Genomic DNA, 15,422 nt, shown 5'->3' with positions numbered 1-15,422 from the left:
GGATGCCTGCCACTTTCACTTTATTCACTGCTTCTTTCACTTCAATCCTAGGAGAATCTTCGATACCTAAAAATCCTACAAACTCAAGCTCAAATAGCTTATCGGGAATTTTATTATCTTTTTCTATTTTTTTTATTCCCAAAGCTACTACTCGTAATCCCCTTTCGGACATTTTTACAAAAACATCTCGCAATCTTTCTTTTTTTTCATCTGTAAGAACATATGTTCTCGAATGACTCCAAACTTTTTCAGAAACATCCAGCAACTCCTCTGGTGCCCCAACAGTCATCAATAAATATTTATCATTCTCTTTATAGAGAGTCGTATGATATTTTAATTTATAATCAAAGGGTTTTTCGTCTGTTTTAACAAACTCTTTTTCTAAATCGGACTTATGATAACCAATCTTTTCCGCCATCACCAGAGTTGCTCCTTCCGTTGGATCACCCGATATTTTCCAAACTCCCAAATTATTATCCATAGCCAGATGGACACCGCTGCACAAGGCACCAATTTTACCAACCAACAATAATTCTGGATGATTAAGCGGTTCGATAATTTTCCCATCGAATGACACTTTCCCTTTTGGATCATAGCCGATTCCGCCTACCAAAAACAGTTTTTCATCAACATATATTTCCTTGACCACCAATTCATTCTTGGTTACCGTTCCGGTTTTATCCACTGCAATTACATCAGTTTGACCTAAAGCTTCCACTGCTTGGAGTTTTTTTACCAATACATTGCGTTTGCCCATTCTCCAGACACCAGTCGCCAGTACCAATGTCACCACAATCGGCAGTCCCTCTGGAATAATAGAAACAGAAATAGCTACAATGGTTAAAAATACTTCCTTGAGAGAGTATCCATAAGCGATACCAATTCCAAATAAAACTAATCCTATCACAAAAACAGCAGTGATTATGAAATACGACAGATGACGTATGTCTTTTTTCAAAGGTAACTCTTCGTCAATAGCAGCTATTTTTTTGGCAATACCTCCAATAAATGTATTCGTCCCTGTCGCCACTACTATCGCCTTTCCATTTCCAGAAACAACGGTAGTCCCTTTGAAAACCATATTTTTTTGTTCAGAAATGGGAACATCTAACTCTTTTATGGAGTTTGCTAACTTAAATTTCGGATTGGATTCCCCTGTGAGAGTGGCTTCATCAACCTGAAGAGATTCGGAATAAAAAATTCTGGCATCGGCAGGAACTTTTTCTCCTTCACGAAGAATAATTATATCCCCAGGTACTAATTCTTCATCTAGAATAATATCTTCTTCGCTATCGCGAATCACAGAAGCATTCGTTTTGATTAAATTTTTAAGAGCTGCAAAAATATTCTGGGCTTTTCCTTCCTGAATGGTGCCAACTATGGCATTAAAAATAAGAACGAACAGAATAACAAATCCATCAGTATTTTCTCCAGTCAAAAAAACGATAACCGTAGCCAGAAGTAAGATAAAAATTAGAGAACTTTGAAATTGACGAAAAAACACAATGACTATATTCTCGGCCTTAGCCTCTGGAAGCTTATTGGGTCCATATTGCAAAAGACGATTATTTATATCGTCTTTTCTTAATCCATGTTCTTCAGTATTTAGCTCCTGAAAAATTTCACTTTTCTCTTTATTAAAATATTTCTTTGTCTTTTCGTTTTGCATTTTTTAATTATACCACATTAAAAAAACAAACCAACGCAAAAAACACCCATCCATTGAGTGCCTCATTTTTTCAGCAAATCACTATCTTTTGCGATTAGTCCTAGAGTCTATGCATGCCCTTGTACAAGAGGCACGACTACAGATTCTTACAGCTCTGTTAGGCATTGCTGTTATGTGAGATAAATCCCACATTACGACCAGCGGATAGAATCCACATTTCGTTAAAAATCATATTACATAAAAAAGATAGCCAGCATTATAAAAAAAATAAGCATAAACATAACTATTAAAACGCTTAAACAGCCTTTTAAACAGCCTTTGCTTTTCTTGTTTCCATTGTTATTTTTTTCAACTTCCAGTGTTTTTTGATTATTTTCTTCTGCTGCCGGCGCAACGGCTATGTTTGTTTTTTCTTTGCCTAATCTTTTTTCTTTAATTTTTTTTATAATTTTTACAATGGCTAAAATTAAAAGAACAAAAATAAACAGAACGACTGATATTTTTATAATAATAAAAAAAATATTTTGAGCATCTTGAAACTCCTGTTCAGCGCTTTTTTCTTTCCACCAGAAATCGACTTGGGAGTTATCAAATGACTGCGGATTGCTCGGGAGGCCATTTTTTGCTATATAGGCATACTGACCTCCGGTAACTTCAACAGTCTTTTTGCCTTTTGGGTCAGATACGCTCAATATTCCCTCCATAACGATAATGTTTGTGCCGTATTTATCAGTATCAACCGCAAATTGCGTACCTTTTACCCGTAGCGTTGCGTCGCGTGCATCAACCTGACGGCAAGCCCACGTCGGACTTTCTCCGATAGGGCCACAACCTCCCCCCGAGGCAGGTTTGTAATCATACATAAATCTGCCGGTATCAGTTTTTACATTATAATCCGAAACCGGAATAAACATGGAATTTATGTCCGCGTACATCACTGAACTATCAGGCATCGTTATCTTAGCCCTCTCGGATGGAAATTCATACTGTTTACCTTGGGATAAATTCATGTATGCTAACTCCGTGAGATTGGGCACCATTGACCCCGACTCATCTTCTCCTTTCACATCAATATTAATTATTTTACAGAAAGTATTTCCACGCAAGTCCTTGACACATGCCCTAAATTTACTGTCTTTTCCTGTCGGCGTACCCTTTAACACGCCATTAGTCCCCATAGTAAGTCCCATGGGAGGAAATCCGCCCATCATATCGAGGGTGTAACTACAGGGACACCCGGGACTATCAGGTCCTAATAAATCAAGCAACTCTTTGGAATAATCATGCGAAAAGGGTTTGCCCTTTTCTGCTGGTATAGGTGGGTTTTCCAATAAAGTCTGCGTTTTTTGTTGTGGTTGTTGAATTTTTGGTTGCTGTCCATTTTGTTGTGGTTGTTGTTTCTGTGGTTGTGCATTGTTGAGATTACTGCAATAAGCCATTATTTGATTAACGCATTTATCCGCACATGCATCAAAATTATTAACGTTTGGGTTTTTAACGTTTATTGAATTTATACATCTATTTGCACAATTTATTGCTATGTTAACGCAATCTTGCTGGGTATATGCCTGAACTTTATCTGGAACCAGAAGGTTGACTAGAAAATAAGAAAATAAAAAAAGTGTTAAAAATTTTACTGATGTAAAAATTGTTACAGCAAAAATTTTAACTGCCTTATTTGCTTTATGCGCCAATAATTGATTTAGCGGATATTGAATTTTATTTTTCATGTCTTTAATATAATTAGCTTATTTTTTATACTTATTAAATATTATTTTTAGTAATTATGAGTTTAACTTTGCCATGGCTGGCACCTGGCAAGACAGAAGGGTTATAAGCTTTTTCAACCGATTTAACTTCCACGCTGTAGCCGTTCATTTCAAATTTATCGCCAGCGATGACTTTTTTCAGACTAGAGTTATTTGTTCCATCCGAATTAAAATATAGATTGGCAGTGTTGTTTTGAATGTCGGCCAATCCCACCAATAAATTTTCAAAATGAACTTGCGTTCCCGAATTAATTGTAATTAGATTTGGATTATTTAAATCGGTTTCAGAAGTGAGGAAATTATATTTAAAATTCTGCCAAATCAAAAATACGGTTATCAAGCTCAAGATTATCACCATCGAAATTCCAATAATTATTTTTATAGAATTTTTCATTAACTTAATTTAATTACTTCTAGCAGCTCAATAAAATAAACAGAAATTTTAATAAAATCATTCAAGCAATTATATTTTATATTATATTACAACTTCCGATATTTTACCACGAACGTTTAACCGAACAGAATAATGCAATGCAAAAACACCTTTTCAGGTGCCTTTGCTATTCAAGTATCCCAATTTTTTGTGATTAGTCCTAGAGCTTATCCGTAAGTTGCACAAAACTTACTGTATATTCATATAGTTCTGCTAGGCATTGCTGTTTCCTGCTTGTATATAACTTTTAGAAAATTTTATGGTTATTTTAACATCACGAGAAGCATCTTGAATTTCTGGTTAGCTTTAAGAGCGTGAGGTTGATTGGCAGGCATAATTATCATCTGACCTTCAGTTAGTGTGTGAGAAGTTCCTGAAATGGTAACTTCCGCTTCTCCATCGACAACATTCACTAAAACTTCAAACGGAGCAGTATGCTCGCTTAGCCCTTGCCCAGCATCAAACGCAAACAGCGTGACAGTCCCTGAATCAGTTTTCAAAATTTCTTTGCTGACTACCGAGCCTGATTGGTATTCAATTAAATTTTTGAGTATTTCTGGTTTCATAAATAAGCCTCTTTTAATTTATAAACAATGCTATGCAGTTCTTCGTGCCGTCCTTCGCCAATAACGTTCTTTTCAATTTCTAAAAATCCAACCTCCAATTCTTTTTGTTTTTCTTCCGAAAGAGACTTCTCCACCATCGGAAAAAGTGTTTGATTTTCCTTGTCTATATGGGGATTGAGTAAAGCTATATAAGCTCTGGCATTCCCAATGAATTTAGCAGAATTGTTTTCCGCAACCGCTTCCACCATATTTTTCACATAACTCCTTCCCATAACGTGTTCTTCGGTCAAAGCATCAACAAGGACGATTTCTTCGGGGATATTATTTTCCCTTATCGCTGGAAAAAGCAATTGTTCTTCTTTTCCGTGATGGCATTTTTCGGCAAACTCACGGATAAAACTGATGGCTTTTTCCATATTTTCCCTATTCATTGTCTCACCTGCTTCCATTTTTTCAGAAGCTTTTTCCAAAATTTTGAGCATCAGTTTCACAGGACCGTGCTCTTGGGTTAAATCAATTGTTGGTTTCATATTTTTTTTATTGAGTATTATTTTTTAATTATACCATAAAGCAGAGCGGAGCGGTGGACTAAAAATGCTGAAAAACCCTCCCAGGAAACGAACCATTTCCAGGGAGATACTGTTTTTAAGTACACAAAAACACCCAATGAGGGTGTCCTTGTTATAAAATCAACAATCTTTTGTGATTAGTCCTAAGAGCCTAGCGTGTCATTGTACAAATAACACTAGCGATTATTTGGTTCGTTTATACCGTTGCTGTTGCTCTTAACATAAATGCTAAGAGTACGACCAGCGGATACTAACTATATCCCACAACACTTGATGATGACACCAAATGCCTTTTGCGTGTGATACTCTCAGTTAGTATCAAAATCTCCCTAGAAAGGAGGTGTTTGTCGGTAAATTTTGAAAATGTTTAAATTGTTTTTATTTGTTTTGTTTTTCCGAAGATATTTTTTTCAATTCTTCAAAGGCTTTTTGGTCGTTGAATTTATGATTCCACTCTTCGGGGTTTCCGTAATCGGCAAAATCCTTGTACCAATTATGATAAACTTTCGGTTTATGGGCGGCTTTAATTGGACACCAATATCTTTCTGTCCGGGCCGCAATCTCCAAAGAATAAGCAAAGAAACCGTTTACATAACTGCAATACAGACAATTCACTTTTTGGATAACATTAAGATAATCAAGAAACTTTCTGTCGTAAACTATATATTCCCTTCTTTTGACTTTCGGAATACCATACAGAGGAAAAGCGGCCCAATGATAAACAGTGATGAATATGTCCAGGATCACTACAGGGAAAATCATCATATAAATAAAGGGCATGGAAAGAAAGTGACGGATACTTTTTGGAATAGCGTATTTCCAAGCAGGTATGCGAAGTTTTTTGTTTCTTTCCCTGATTTTTTCTAAAAATATAACCTTCCGCTGTTTTATCAGAAATCCGTATTTTTTCCCAAGCTGCGAATATTCTTTTCTTAACGCTTCATTTAGCAAATCTATTCTTTCAAGAATTTTCTTTATTTTCGATTCCATATCTATATTTTTTTACTTGTCAAAGTTTATTGTTCAATTATAACTTCCTCAAAAGCATTGACATAATTTCTCGTCATTTTTTCCGAAGAAAAATTTCCTAACATGTTTAAAATAATTTTTTCTGTCAATTCCATCAACTCTTTTTATTTTTTGGCTTCATCGTTAACTTTCCTATTTCAATAACCAAAACCAGCAATACTGCTTTTGCCACCAGCAAACTCCATTGGAATAAATTCAAGGGAATCAGATTTAGAAGTTTTTGGGTCGGAGGAAAATACGTGATAATAGTAGCTAAAAATAAACTAAAAATCACAACCGCAAAAAGCCATTTATTGGACCAAAAATTTTCATATTTCCAAAACGGTTTGCGAAGCGTCCGGCAGGAAAAAATATAAACAACAGAGCTGAAAGCCAGCGACATAAAAGCCATTGTCTGACCAAGAGCTACATTCCCTTGATATAAACCGAAGTACCAGAAAAAGCCGAGAGAGATAAGGCCGGAGAGAAGAGATATTGCTACAGTCAAAAAAATACTGAGCTTTCCAAAAATCGGTTCGTCCATTCTTTTGGGTCCATCAAGCATTGTTTCTTTTTCTTTTGGTTCGAAACCCAGAATAAAATCCTCCGGCCCGTCGCACAGAAGATGGAGCCACAGGATTTGAACGATTGTAAGAGGAAACGGCCAGTCTAAAATCAAAGCACCCATAATAACCACTACTTCCGCAAAAGAATTGGAAAGGATGAACAAGATTATCTTTTTGATATTTTCAAAGACCAACCTTCCGGCTTCAATTGCGGAAATAATCGTTTTGAAATTATTGTCCAGAAGTATAAGATCGGCGGTTTCCTTAGCTACCTCCGAAGCATCTCCCACTACTATTCCAATGTTGGATTTTTTGAGCGCTGGCGCATCATTTACGCCATCTCCGGTCATAGCCACAATTTCTCCCAGTTCCTGAAGAGCGGTAACTATCCTCAGTTTTTGCTCCGGAGTTACCCTGGCAAATAACAAAATGTTGGTAATTTTATTTTTTAATTCTTCATCGCTTAATTCTTCCAATTCGCTTCCTTTTAAAATCTCGCCGGACGAAACCTTCATTCCCAAGGATTCCATAATTTTTACTGCCGTGCGGTGGTAATCACCAGTCACCACCTTTATCTTTAGCCCCGATTCCCTGGCGATCGCCAGCGTTTCTTTCACTTCTTTTCGCGGCGGATCCCAAAGACCAACTATTCCACTCCACTCAAATCCGGATATTTTTTTGTTTTTTATTTCCTCTATCTCCTCCTGCGATATTTTTTTGTGAGCCAATGCCAGCACCTTTAGTCCTTTTTCTGCCCATCTGTGAATTTTGGATGTTATTATTTTCTTATCTTCCTCGCTCAAATTAGACATTTTCAAAATAACTTCCGGCGCTCCTTTGATGGCTATAAAATGATTGCCGCTGCCATCTGAAAGATGATTGGCTGTAAGCATAAATTTATGCTCACTGCCGAAAGGAATTTCAAAAACTCTGTTATATTTATCAAAATTTTCTTGCTGGTCAAAATCTTTTAACCCATCCAGATAATCCCAAAGCGCAATTTCCACAGTATCACTCCTGTCATTGCAAAGACACATTGCCAAAAAACTATTCTCTTGGTCGGAAAAATCAGTTTCAACAATCTTCATTTTTCCTTCTGTGAGCGTGCCGGTTTTATCCGTGCAAATTGTCGTAACCGATCCCAAAGTTTCCACCGCTAAAATTTTCCTGATAAGCGCTTTTCTTTTCAGGCTGTCACGCATTGCCAGCACCAATACCAAAGTAATAACAATAAGCAAGGCTTCGGGAATAATCGCCACCAAAAGAATGGCGGAAAGTTCGGCCATCTGCCAAAAATCCCGGCCGGTTGCAAAACCAAAAATAAATACCAAGACCGCCAAGAAAATTGAAATGTAAATTAAATTTTGGGTCAATTTTTTCAAACGGATTTGGAGAGTGGTTATCGGCTGCTGCGTATCTTTCAGGGTTTCGGCAATTTCTCCGATTTTTGTCGCGATGCCAATATTCGTCACTTGCATTACCGCCCGGCCGGAAGAAACAATCGTTCCCATATAAGCTTCTTCCCCTTCTTTTTTTTCCACCGCCTCACTTTCACCGGTTAAGATAGCTTCATTAATCAGAAAAGAGATTGATTCTAAAATTTTTCCATCAGCCGGAATCTTATCTCCGACAGCGAGAAAAACAACATCCCCCGGAACCAATTCTGACGCTTCAATATCCTGTCTTTGATTGTCGCGCAAAACTTTAGCGTTCGGTTTTACCAATTTTTTGAGAGCCGCCAAAGTTTTTTGCGTCTTATTCTCTTGAAAAAATCCCATAATAGCATTAACAACAACAACAGAGAGAATGAGTGCTATATCAAAATATTTATGAAGAAAGAGAGATATTAGAGCGGCAAAACAAAGAATATAAACTAAAGGGTTGGCAAACTGCGCCAGAAAAAGCCTGATTGCCGGAACGGTTTTTTCTTCCGGCAAAACATTTTTTCCAAACTTGATTTGATTTCTTTCAACTTCTTCCGATGTAAGATTTTTATATTTCATTTTTGTTTAATAGAAAATTAGTTTTATGCTTTATTATAATTAATTTTACAATTGCTCAGTGAACAGTAAAAAATCAAAATGGAAACACTCCCGATTATAGCTCCAAACAAAAACGTCGCTTCCGGACTTATTTTTGTCCAAAGTTCTCCGGCAATATATCCGGCAGGGAGAGCCGCTAAACCGGTAAACGTATGGAAAGTTCCCAGAGCCGTTCCCTTGAGACGAGCCGGTGACAAATCAGAAACGAATGCCCGCTGAGTGCCATCAATCAAGGAAAAAAATATTCCGAAAAGTATGAACGAAATTATTGTAAATGTAACACCGCCAAATAAATAAAGCCCGATAGATAAGAGAGTAAACATTCCGTATCCGGCCAAAATTATCGGTTTTCTGCCAAATTTGTCGGACAATGATCCGGCTTTCATAGACAAAAGGGTGTAGACTAAATAAAAAAGAGCGTAAAGCATGATAGTTTTTTCATCTCCCAGTCCGTCCGCCTTCGCCCGAAGCATCAAAAAAGCATAGCTGTAATTTCCCAGTGTAAAAATTGTCGCAACCAGAATAAATATTTTTAACTCGCGCGTCAATTCGCCAAATCCTACTTTCAAGGAAATTTTTTTCTCAACTTTTTTAATTCTTTCCGGTTCTTTTACCAAAGAAATCACCCCCACCGAAACTAAACCGGGAATAATGGCTAGCTTAAATAAGTTTACAAAACCAAAAACCGGAAGCAGCAAAAATGCCAATACTGATCCGCCAACTGAACCCAGCCCATCCAACGCCCGGTTGAATCCGTAAGCCTTGCCTAATGTTGCCTGATTATTAGATTCGGCAATAATAGCGTCGCGTGGCGCGTCACGCAAACCTTTTCCTACTCGGTCTAATATTCGGATGAGTAGCACGGAAAACCAACTGCCGGAAAAAGCCAGGACCGGCTTCATTATAGCCGAAAGGGTATAGCCAAAAAAAACAAACGGTTTCCTGCTTTTTATTTTATCCGACCAATAGCCGGAAACGACTTTTAAAAGCGAGGCGGCCGCTTCGGCCGCTCCTTCAACCAGGCCAACAGCTACCGCTCCGCCACCCAAAACTGAGGTAATATAAAGAGGGAGCAATGGAAAAACCATCTGCCCAGAAAGATCCGTCAGCAAACTGACAACTCCAAGAATAACCACATTTCGGCTTATGCCTGAATATCTTTTTTTGAAGTTAAACATAAAGTAGCTTGCTTATAGGCGTTATTTTTTCATTACCTTTTCGTAAGCCTTAATGTAATCTTTCGTCATTTTTTCCGAAGAAAAATTTTTCTCAACATGTTCGAAGCAATCCTTTCTGTCAATTTCATCAACTCTTTTTATTTTCTCCGCCATCTCATCCACACTGTCACAGATAAATCCTGTTTTTTTATCTATTACGATTTCCGGAACGGATCCGCGTCTCATTGCAAACACAGGCGCCCCACAAGCCATCGCTTCAATAAAAAATAATCCAAATGGCTCTTCCCACTGAATCGGAGCAATAAGACCCTTGGAATCTCCAAGAAATTCGACTTTTTCTTCATGGTCGATTTCTCCGATAAATTTAATTTGGTTATCGTCAATCAGTGGTTCAACTTCTTTTTTAAAATATTCTTCGTCAACCAAATCTACTTTGGCTGCCATAATCAATTTCACCCCCGCTTTTTTTGCCACCGCTATGGCTTGAACCGGTCCCTTCTCCGGAGACATTCTGCCAAGAAATGCGAAATAATCTTTTGGCTGGTAATTTTGTCTAAATTTTTCCATATCCAGACCATTATAAGCGTTTGCCACAAAATTAAGTTCTGGCATCGGTTTTCGTTGATTCATGCTGATGCTTATGTAATTTGACTCGCTAAACTCGCCATAAACTCTCTGCTGATAAGGAACATCGAGAGGTCCGTGAAGAGTTGTGACTACCGGACAAGCGATAATTTTTTCAAAAGGAAGCAATCTCCAGCCAATATGATTATGAACAACATTAAAATCATTTTCATTTAAATATGTTACCACTTTTCCTATCCCAATAAATTTATAAGCTTCCCGTAACTTCATGTCCGTAAGATCAGGAATACTTCTGAGCGATCTTTTGAAAATGACTTCCAGCTTGGCGCTTGTTTGGGAATCTCCAGTTGCTATGAGCGTAACATCATGACCCATCTTTACTAACTGCTGAGTCAAGTTATAAACAACAAGTTCCGTTCCGCCATATTTATGTGGGGGAACTTTTTCCTCAAATGGAGCTACTATTGCGATTTTCATTTTTTTTGTTTATTAATTTATTAAAAAAGTTATCATATTGATCGGCTATTTCTTCCCATTGAAATTTATCACTAATCATCTTTAAACAGTTTCCGGTATAAAAATCTTTTCCGTTTTTTAAAACAATATTTATTTTTTCAGCTAAATCGATATAGTTTTTAGGTTCAAATAAGCATCCTGTTACTTTATTCCTCACAGTATACTGCAATCCTCCGGTGCGAGAAGCAACCACGGGAGTTCCGCAAGCCATTGATTCAAGAGGAACTATTCCAAACGGTTCATAATATGAAGGAACAATACACATATCGGCAGCCGAATAGTATTTATATAATTTATTCTGCTTCTTGGGTCCTAAAAAGCTTACTCTCTTTTCTATTCCCAGTTCTTGAGAGATTTTTTTCAGTCTCTCGCGCTCGGCATCTTCCAGTTTTCTTGCCGATTTGCTTTTACCTCCGCCAATAACATATAGCTTCGCATTTGGATAATTTTTTATAACTTCGCGAAAAGCATAAAACAGGGTTCCGATTCCTTTTCTCCATTCAATCCTGCCAACATAAAGAATGATTTTCCCGTTAGTTTCCATTTTTGCCAGTTTTCTGGCTCTTTCTGTTTTTATCGGCCTGAATATTTTCGTATCCACACCGATAGTTATGGTTTTTATTTTTCCCCAGCTGATTCCAAAAATATTATTGATAATTTCTTTCTCCACCGGACTGGTCGCAATTATCCTGTCCGCTTTTTGGGCTATTTCTTTTTCGGAAATTGTTCTTTGCTTAAAAAATTGGTTATTGATTTCCTGAAGTTTGTAATTTTTCAAACTCTCAAATCTGACTTGTCCGATAGAATGATAAATATGAACGAGTGGTTTTTTAATTTCTTTGGCAACTTTTAAGCCAATAAGTCCTGAAAACCAATAATTCGTATGAATTATATCGTAATTTATTTTCTCCTTTTTTATTCTTTCCAGCACATTTTCTGCAAATTCATTTACAACATCCAAAAAATTATCTCTTGGCATATATTTTTTAGGACCGGCTTCTACTCTTATGACTCTTAAATGATTATTAAATCTAACAATTTCTTTTTTGTTTTTTCTGTCCCAGCGGGTATATACATCAACTAAAATTCCAAGTCGGCACAAAAACTTTGCCAAATAAAAAACATAGATATTTTGTCCTCCGGCTTCTTTTGAACCGATTTCCGCCAATGGGTCGGCATGGTCGGAGATTAGAAGAATACGCATAAAGTAAATTTAATCCTAGAAAATACTTTTTGAGTCATGATTTTAATACGCTTGAAAAACTATTTTAGCTGCGATAATTTTTTATTATTTCTCCAACGCTATCCAATTATCTTTTTTAAATCCAGAAACTGAACTAACCATGTACCCACTGATTCCAACTTAAGTTTTTATTTTACCTAATTTTTTCTTTAATTTCAGCTAAATCAACAGCCATTTTTTTAATTTCTTTCTTGATGTTTTCCACATCTTCTGTTTCCCTTTGAACTTCAATTTCAGTTTTTTCAGTGATTTTCTTTTCTCTTCTAAGCCCAGAAATAATTATTTCATTTCCAATAAATGTTGAGACCAAGAGTCCTATAAGAAGAAGAATGAATGTCCCAATTAGTATCGAAAGGGGTCCGTCCCACCAAGGAGAATCAGTGATTGGTTGCTTATTTAAAAAACCGACAAGCGCATCCATCGTATGCCAGATTCCTCTCCAAAAGATAACTACACCCATTCCACCAATTAAAGCATAAAAAATCGGACTGCGGCTAAGCCAGGCTCTTGTCTTGTCTTCAAATCTATCAAAAAATTTTATTATTTCTTTCATTTATTTTTCTGTCGCCATTCGATCGCCTTCTTTAAGACCGGAAACAACTTCCACCATTCCATCGTCTCCTTCTAATCCCGTTTGCACTTCTCTTTTTTCCACAGTTTTCTTTTCAGCATCAGTCAGTATAGTAACAAATTTTTTGTTTCCTTCTTTTTCTATTACTCCCTTGGGAATTATAAGCGCATTGTCTTTCCGGTTCGTTTGGTCGTAAATTGTGCAATTCATACCGTATCGCAGACCCACATCGGGGTTTTCAACTTGCATTTTGACCACGTAGTAAACAACATTCTGAACGGTAACCGGAGTCGGATCTATTTCCGTTATGGTGGATTCGAATCTTTGATTTTCCGGATAAGCATCAAATTTAACGCTTGCTTTCTGGCCGACTCTTACTCCTGCAATATCCACTTCTGGAATTTTAGCTTCAATTCTCATTTCGTCTTCTCTAATAATCGTAATTACCGGGCTTCCAGCCTGGGCAATTTCTCCGATACTGATATTTTTTTCTGCCACTTTTCCACTCATTGGCGAAGTAAGGATGGCATATTGAAACTGCCTGGAGATTTCATCAACGACCGATTCCGCTTGTTTGACTGCCGCCCTCTGTGCATCCCGTTGATCCTTGGTATATAAATCATCTTTATCCTTTTGATAATTCAATGTTTCCTTTTGAATTGTAACTGCCTTTTTTGCCTGCTCCAGTTTATCGGTCAAAGTGCCCGTATCAACACTGGCTAAAAATTGCCCCTTCTTCACTTCATCTCCGACGTCTACTTTAATATTAGTAAGCGGTCCGGAAATTCTAAAGCTGATATCCGCTTTTTCTTTGGATAAATATTCTCCGTTTGCTGAAATTGTCCGAGTTAGTGTCCCCTTGCTAACCGGAGTAAGCGTATAATCTACCTTTTTATTCTTATTTCCCCAAATTAGAAATCCTATTATTATCGCAATGGCGATAAAGATGATCCAATAAATTATTTTCTTAACTAGTTTTTTATTCATTGGCATATTTTTGATTTGTAAACTTAAAAAATTATTTATTGTAAAATACCGTCTTTCATGTGAATTACCCTGTCGACATATTCTTCGTCTTCCGGTTCATGAGTTACCAGAATAACTGTTTGGTTGAGTTCTTTGTTGAGTTTTCGAAAAAGTTCCAATATTATAGTTGATGTTTCTGAATCCAGGTTAGCGCAAGGTTCATCAGCAAAAAGAATTTTTGGATTATTAACCAGGGCTCTGGCGATAGCCACTCTTTGCTGTTCACCTCCTGACATTTCGGATGGAAAATGTTTCACCCGATCGCCCAGCTGAACCATCTCGAGTATTTCTATGGCGCGTTTTTTGCTTTCCCGTATAGAGAAACCTTGCAAAATAAGTGGTAGACTGACGGCTTCCTCTGCGCTGAACCCTGGGAGAAGAGCGTATTCTTGAAAGACATAGCCAAAGTGCTGAAGACGAAATTTTGTTTTTTCACTGTCGGAAAGCGCGGTCAGTTCTTGCCCTTCAACAATTATTTCTCCTTCGTCCGCGTTATCCAAAAGGCTAAGCTGATGAAGTAAGGTAGATTTTCCACTGCCACTTCTACCCATAATAGCCACAAATTCACCTTCTTTTACGGAAAAACTGACACCCTTAAGAACATGAAGTGGAACTTCTCCTGGATAAGTTTTATGCAAATTTTTTACGGTTATACTGTTTTTCTCCATTTTATTATTTGAATATTGAGTCTAAAATATTTTTCTTAGTAATTTGAATAGAGGGAATGAGTCCGGCAATAAAGGACACGACTATCATACTGACAATTGTTTTTATAAGATCGGCTTTTTCAAATACAAGACTAACATCTCCAATAGGCATATCAAAAGGATGTTTTATGAAATATGGATAAATCGCATATTTAACCGCAATTACACCCAGAATGGTTCCCAATATCCCATAAAAAAGAGCCTGCAAAACATAGGAGACAACGATGGTTCTGCTTTCCATTCCAATGGCTTTCAGAATACCGATTTGTTTTCTCTGATTAAGCAAGTCGATATAGATGATTATAAAAATACTGGCGCCGGAAACAGCCAGACCAATGGCATAAAAAATTAATTTTATAAAATCAAAACTATTGGTAACGGTTGAAAGGGCGCCTAGATAATCACGCCAGGGATAAAGTTTCAATTTTTGCTGCGATATGCTTTCTATTTTTGAAATATATTTATTCTCGTCTCCGGTCGTGGCAGTTTTTACAATTATTTCATCAGCCAGGTCATGCTGCCCCAAAACTTCTTCCATTTCATCTTTCGTTATAAACGCCTGAGCATCAGCCAAAAAACTTTTGCTGGCAAAAATTCCGACCACGGTATATTTCCGACTTATGCCATTGGGATAGTTTACATAAACTTCGTCACCAACATTCACTCCGCCTAAAGATGTCCTTTCAAGAGTAGCATTAAAACCACCACTAATTTCCCTCCCGATAAGTATCTTATTGCGATCGCCATCTTCCAAATATCTTCCGGAAACAATCTTTGAATTTATTTTTAGAACTTTTGATTCTTCCGAAGGCACTATTGAATATAGATACCAACTGCCGTTTTTGACATTAGTTCCTTCTTTTTTGGGGTCATACGCAATACCAGCGCCTGATTTATAATGTTCGACTGCGCCGGTTACGCCCGGTATACTTTTAATATTGTCCAGAGTCTTTTCTGCTTGTTTGATATAGGCA

At 37.1% G+C, this 15,422-nt stretch carries 14 protein-coding genes; all 14 read right to left on the bottom strand.

What is annotated here, in order from left to right; all coding sequences use genetic code 11:
• Nucleotides 1-1,669, bottom strand: a 1,669-nt coding sequence (locus tag WC906_03550) for an HAD-IC family P-type ATPase (protein MFA5777487.1), incomplete at its 3' end; no start/stop codon positions are given.
• 233 nt (nt 1,670-1,902) lie between these two features.
• On the bottom strand, nt 1,903-3,108 hold the full coding sequence (locus tag WC906_03545; GenBank protein MFA5777486.1) for a hypothetical protein: 1,206 nt from the start codon (nt 3,106-3,108) through the stop codon (nt 1,903-1,905).
• Nucleotides 3,109-3,433: 325 nt separating this feature from the next.
• Nucleotides 3,434-3,832: a hypothetical protein gene (locus WC906_03540; GenBank protein ID MFA5777485.1), complete on the bottom strand. Its 399-nt coding sequence runs from the start codon at nt 3,830-3,832 to the stop codon at nt 3,434-3,436.
• Between the two features lie 302 nt (nt 3,833-4,134).
• Nucleotides 4,135-4,437: a cupin domain-containing protein gene (locus WC906_03535; GenBank protein ID MFA5777484.1), complete on the bottom strand. Its 303-nt coding sequence runs from the start codon at nt 4,435-4,437 to the stop codon at nt 4,135-4,137.
• On the bottom strand, nt 4,434-4,967 hold the full coding sequence (locus tag WC906_03530) for a hemerythrin domain-containing protein (protein ID MFA5777483.1): 534 nt from the start codon (nt 4,965-4,967) through the stop codon (nt 4,434-4,436). Before WC906_03530 ends, WC906_03535 begins: the two co-directional genes overlap by 4 nt.
• 417 nt (nt 4,968-5,384) lie before the next feature.
• Nucleotides 5,385-5,996, bottom strand: coding sequence for a hypothetical protein (locus tag WC906_03525; protein ID MFA5777482.1), 612 nt, complete (start codon nt 5,994-5,996; stop codon nt 5,385-5,387).
• A gap of 133 nt (nt 5,997-6,129) precedes the next feature.
• Nucleotides 6,130-8,583 (bottom strand): HAD-IC family P-type ATPase, encoded by a 2,454-nt coding sequence (locus WC906_03520; protein MFA5777481.1) that lies wholly within the window; start codon nt 8,581-8,583, stop codon nt 6,130-6,132.
• 23 nt (nt 8,584-8,606) lie between these two features.
• Complete coding sequence (locus WC906_03515) at nt 8,607-9,800, bottom strand: MFS transporter (GenBank protein ID MFA5777480.1); 1,194 nt, start codon at nt 9,798-9,800, stop codon at nt 8,607-8,609.
• A 21-nt stretch (nt 9,801-9,821) separates the two neighbouring features.
• Complete coding sequence (locus WC906_03510) at nt 9,822-10,862, bottom strand: glycosyltransferase family 4 protein (protein ID MFA5777479.1); 1,041 nt, start codon at nt 10,860-10,862, stop codon at nt 9,822-9,824.
• Nucleotides 10,834-12,105, bottom strand: coding sequence for a glycosyltransferase (locus tag WC906_03505; protein MFA5777478.1), 1,272 nt, complete (start codon nt 12,103-12,105; stop codon nt 10,834-10,836). Before WC906_03505 ends, WC906_03510 begins: the two co-directional genes overlap by 29 nt.
• 172 nt (nt 12,106-12,277) lie before the next feature.
• The gene (locus WC906_03500) at nt 12,278-12,697 is read right to left on the bottom strand and encodes a hypothetical protein (protein ID MFA5777477.1); all 420 of its coding nucleotides are present in this window, start codon (nt 12,695-12,697) and stop codon (nt 12,278-12,280) included.
• The gene (locus WC906_03495) at nt 12,698-13,702 is read right to left on the bottom strand and encodes an efflux RND transporter periplasmic adaptor subunit (protein ID MFA5777476.1); all 1,005 of its coding nucleotides are present in this window, start codon (nt 13,700-13,702) and stop codon (nt 12,698-12,700) included.
• Nucleotides 13,703-13,737: 35 nt separating this feature from the next.
• Nucleotides 13,738-14,409, bottom strand: a complete 672-nt coding sequence (locus tag WC906_03490) for an ABC transporter ATP-binding protein (protein MFA5777475.1) — start codon at nt 14,407-14,409, stop codon at nt 13,738-13,740.
• Nucleotides 14,410-14,413: 4 nt separating this feature from the next.
• On the bottom strand, nt 14,414-15,422 hold a 1,009-nt coding region (locus tag WC906_03485), incomplete at its 5' end, for an FtsX-like permease family protein (protein ID MFA5777474.1).

The sequence above is a fragment of the Parcubacteria group bacterium genome, assembly GCA_041657845.1.
Lineage (GTDB): Bacteria > Patescibacteriota > Minisyncoccia > Moranbacterales > JAKLHP01 > JAKLHP01.
This window is presented reverse-complemented; position numbering and strand designations above follow the sequence as displayed.

Bases quoted from the DNA above. Each gene is read 5' to 3' on its own strand.
- WC906_03545 (MFA5777486.1), bottom strand. From the start codon at position 3,108: ATGGCTTATTGCAGTAATCTCAACAATGCACAACCACAGAAACAACAA.
- WC906_03540 (MFA5777485.1), bottom strand. From the start codon at position 3,832: ATGAAAAATTCTATAAAAATAATTATTGGAATTTCGATGGTGATAATC.
- WC906_03535 (MFA5777484.1), bottom strand. From the start codon at position 4,437: ATGAAACCAGAAATACTCAAAAATTTAATTGAATACCAATCAGGCTCG.
- WC906_03530 (MFA5777483.1), bottom strand. From the start codon at position 4,967: ATGAAACCAACAATTGATTTAACCCAAGAGCACGGTCCTGTGAAACTG.
- WC906_03525 (MFA5777482.1), bottom strand. From the start codon at position 5,996: ATGGAATCGAAAATAAAGAAAATTCTTGAAAGAATAGATTTGCTAAAT.
- WC906_03520 (MFA5777481.1), bottom strand. From the start codon at position 8,583: ATGAAATATAAAAATCTTACATCGGAAGAAGTTGAAAGAAATCAAATC.
- WC906_03515 (MFA5777480.1), bottom strand. From the start codon at position 9,800: ATGTTTAACTTCAAAAAAAGATATTCAGGCATAAGCCGAAATGTGGTT.
- WC906_03510 (MFA5777479.1), bottom strand. From the start codon at position 10,862: ATGAAAATCGCAATAGTAGCTCCATTTGAGGAAAAAGTTCCCCCACAT.
- WC906_03505 (MFA5777478.1), bottom strand. From the start codon at position 12,105: ATGCGTATTCTTCTAATCTCCGACCATGCCGACCCATTGGCGGAAATC.
- WC906_03500 (MFA5777477.1), bottom strand. From the start codon at position 12,697: ATGAAAGAAATAATAAAATTTTTTGATAGATTTGAAGACAAGACAAGA.
- WC906_03495 (MFA5777476.1), bottom strand. From the start codon at position 13,702: ATGAATAAAAAACTAGTTAAGAAAATAATTTATTGGATCATCTTTATC.
- WC906_03490 (MFA5777475.1), bottom strand. From the start codon at position 14,409: ATGGAGAAAAACAGTATAACCGTAAAAAATTTGCATAAAACTTATCCA.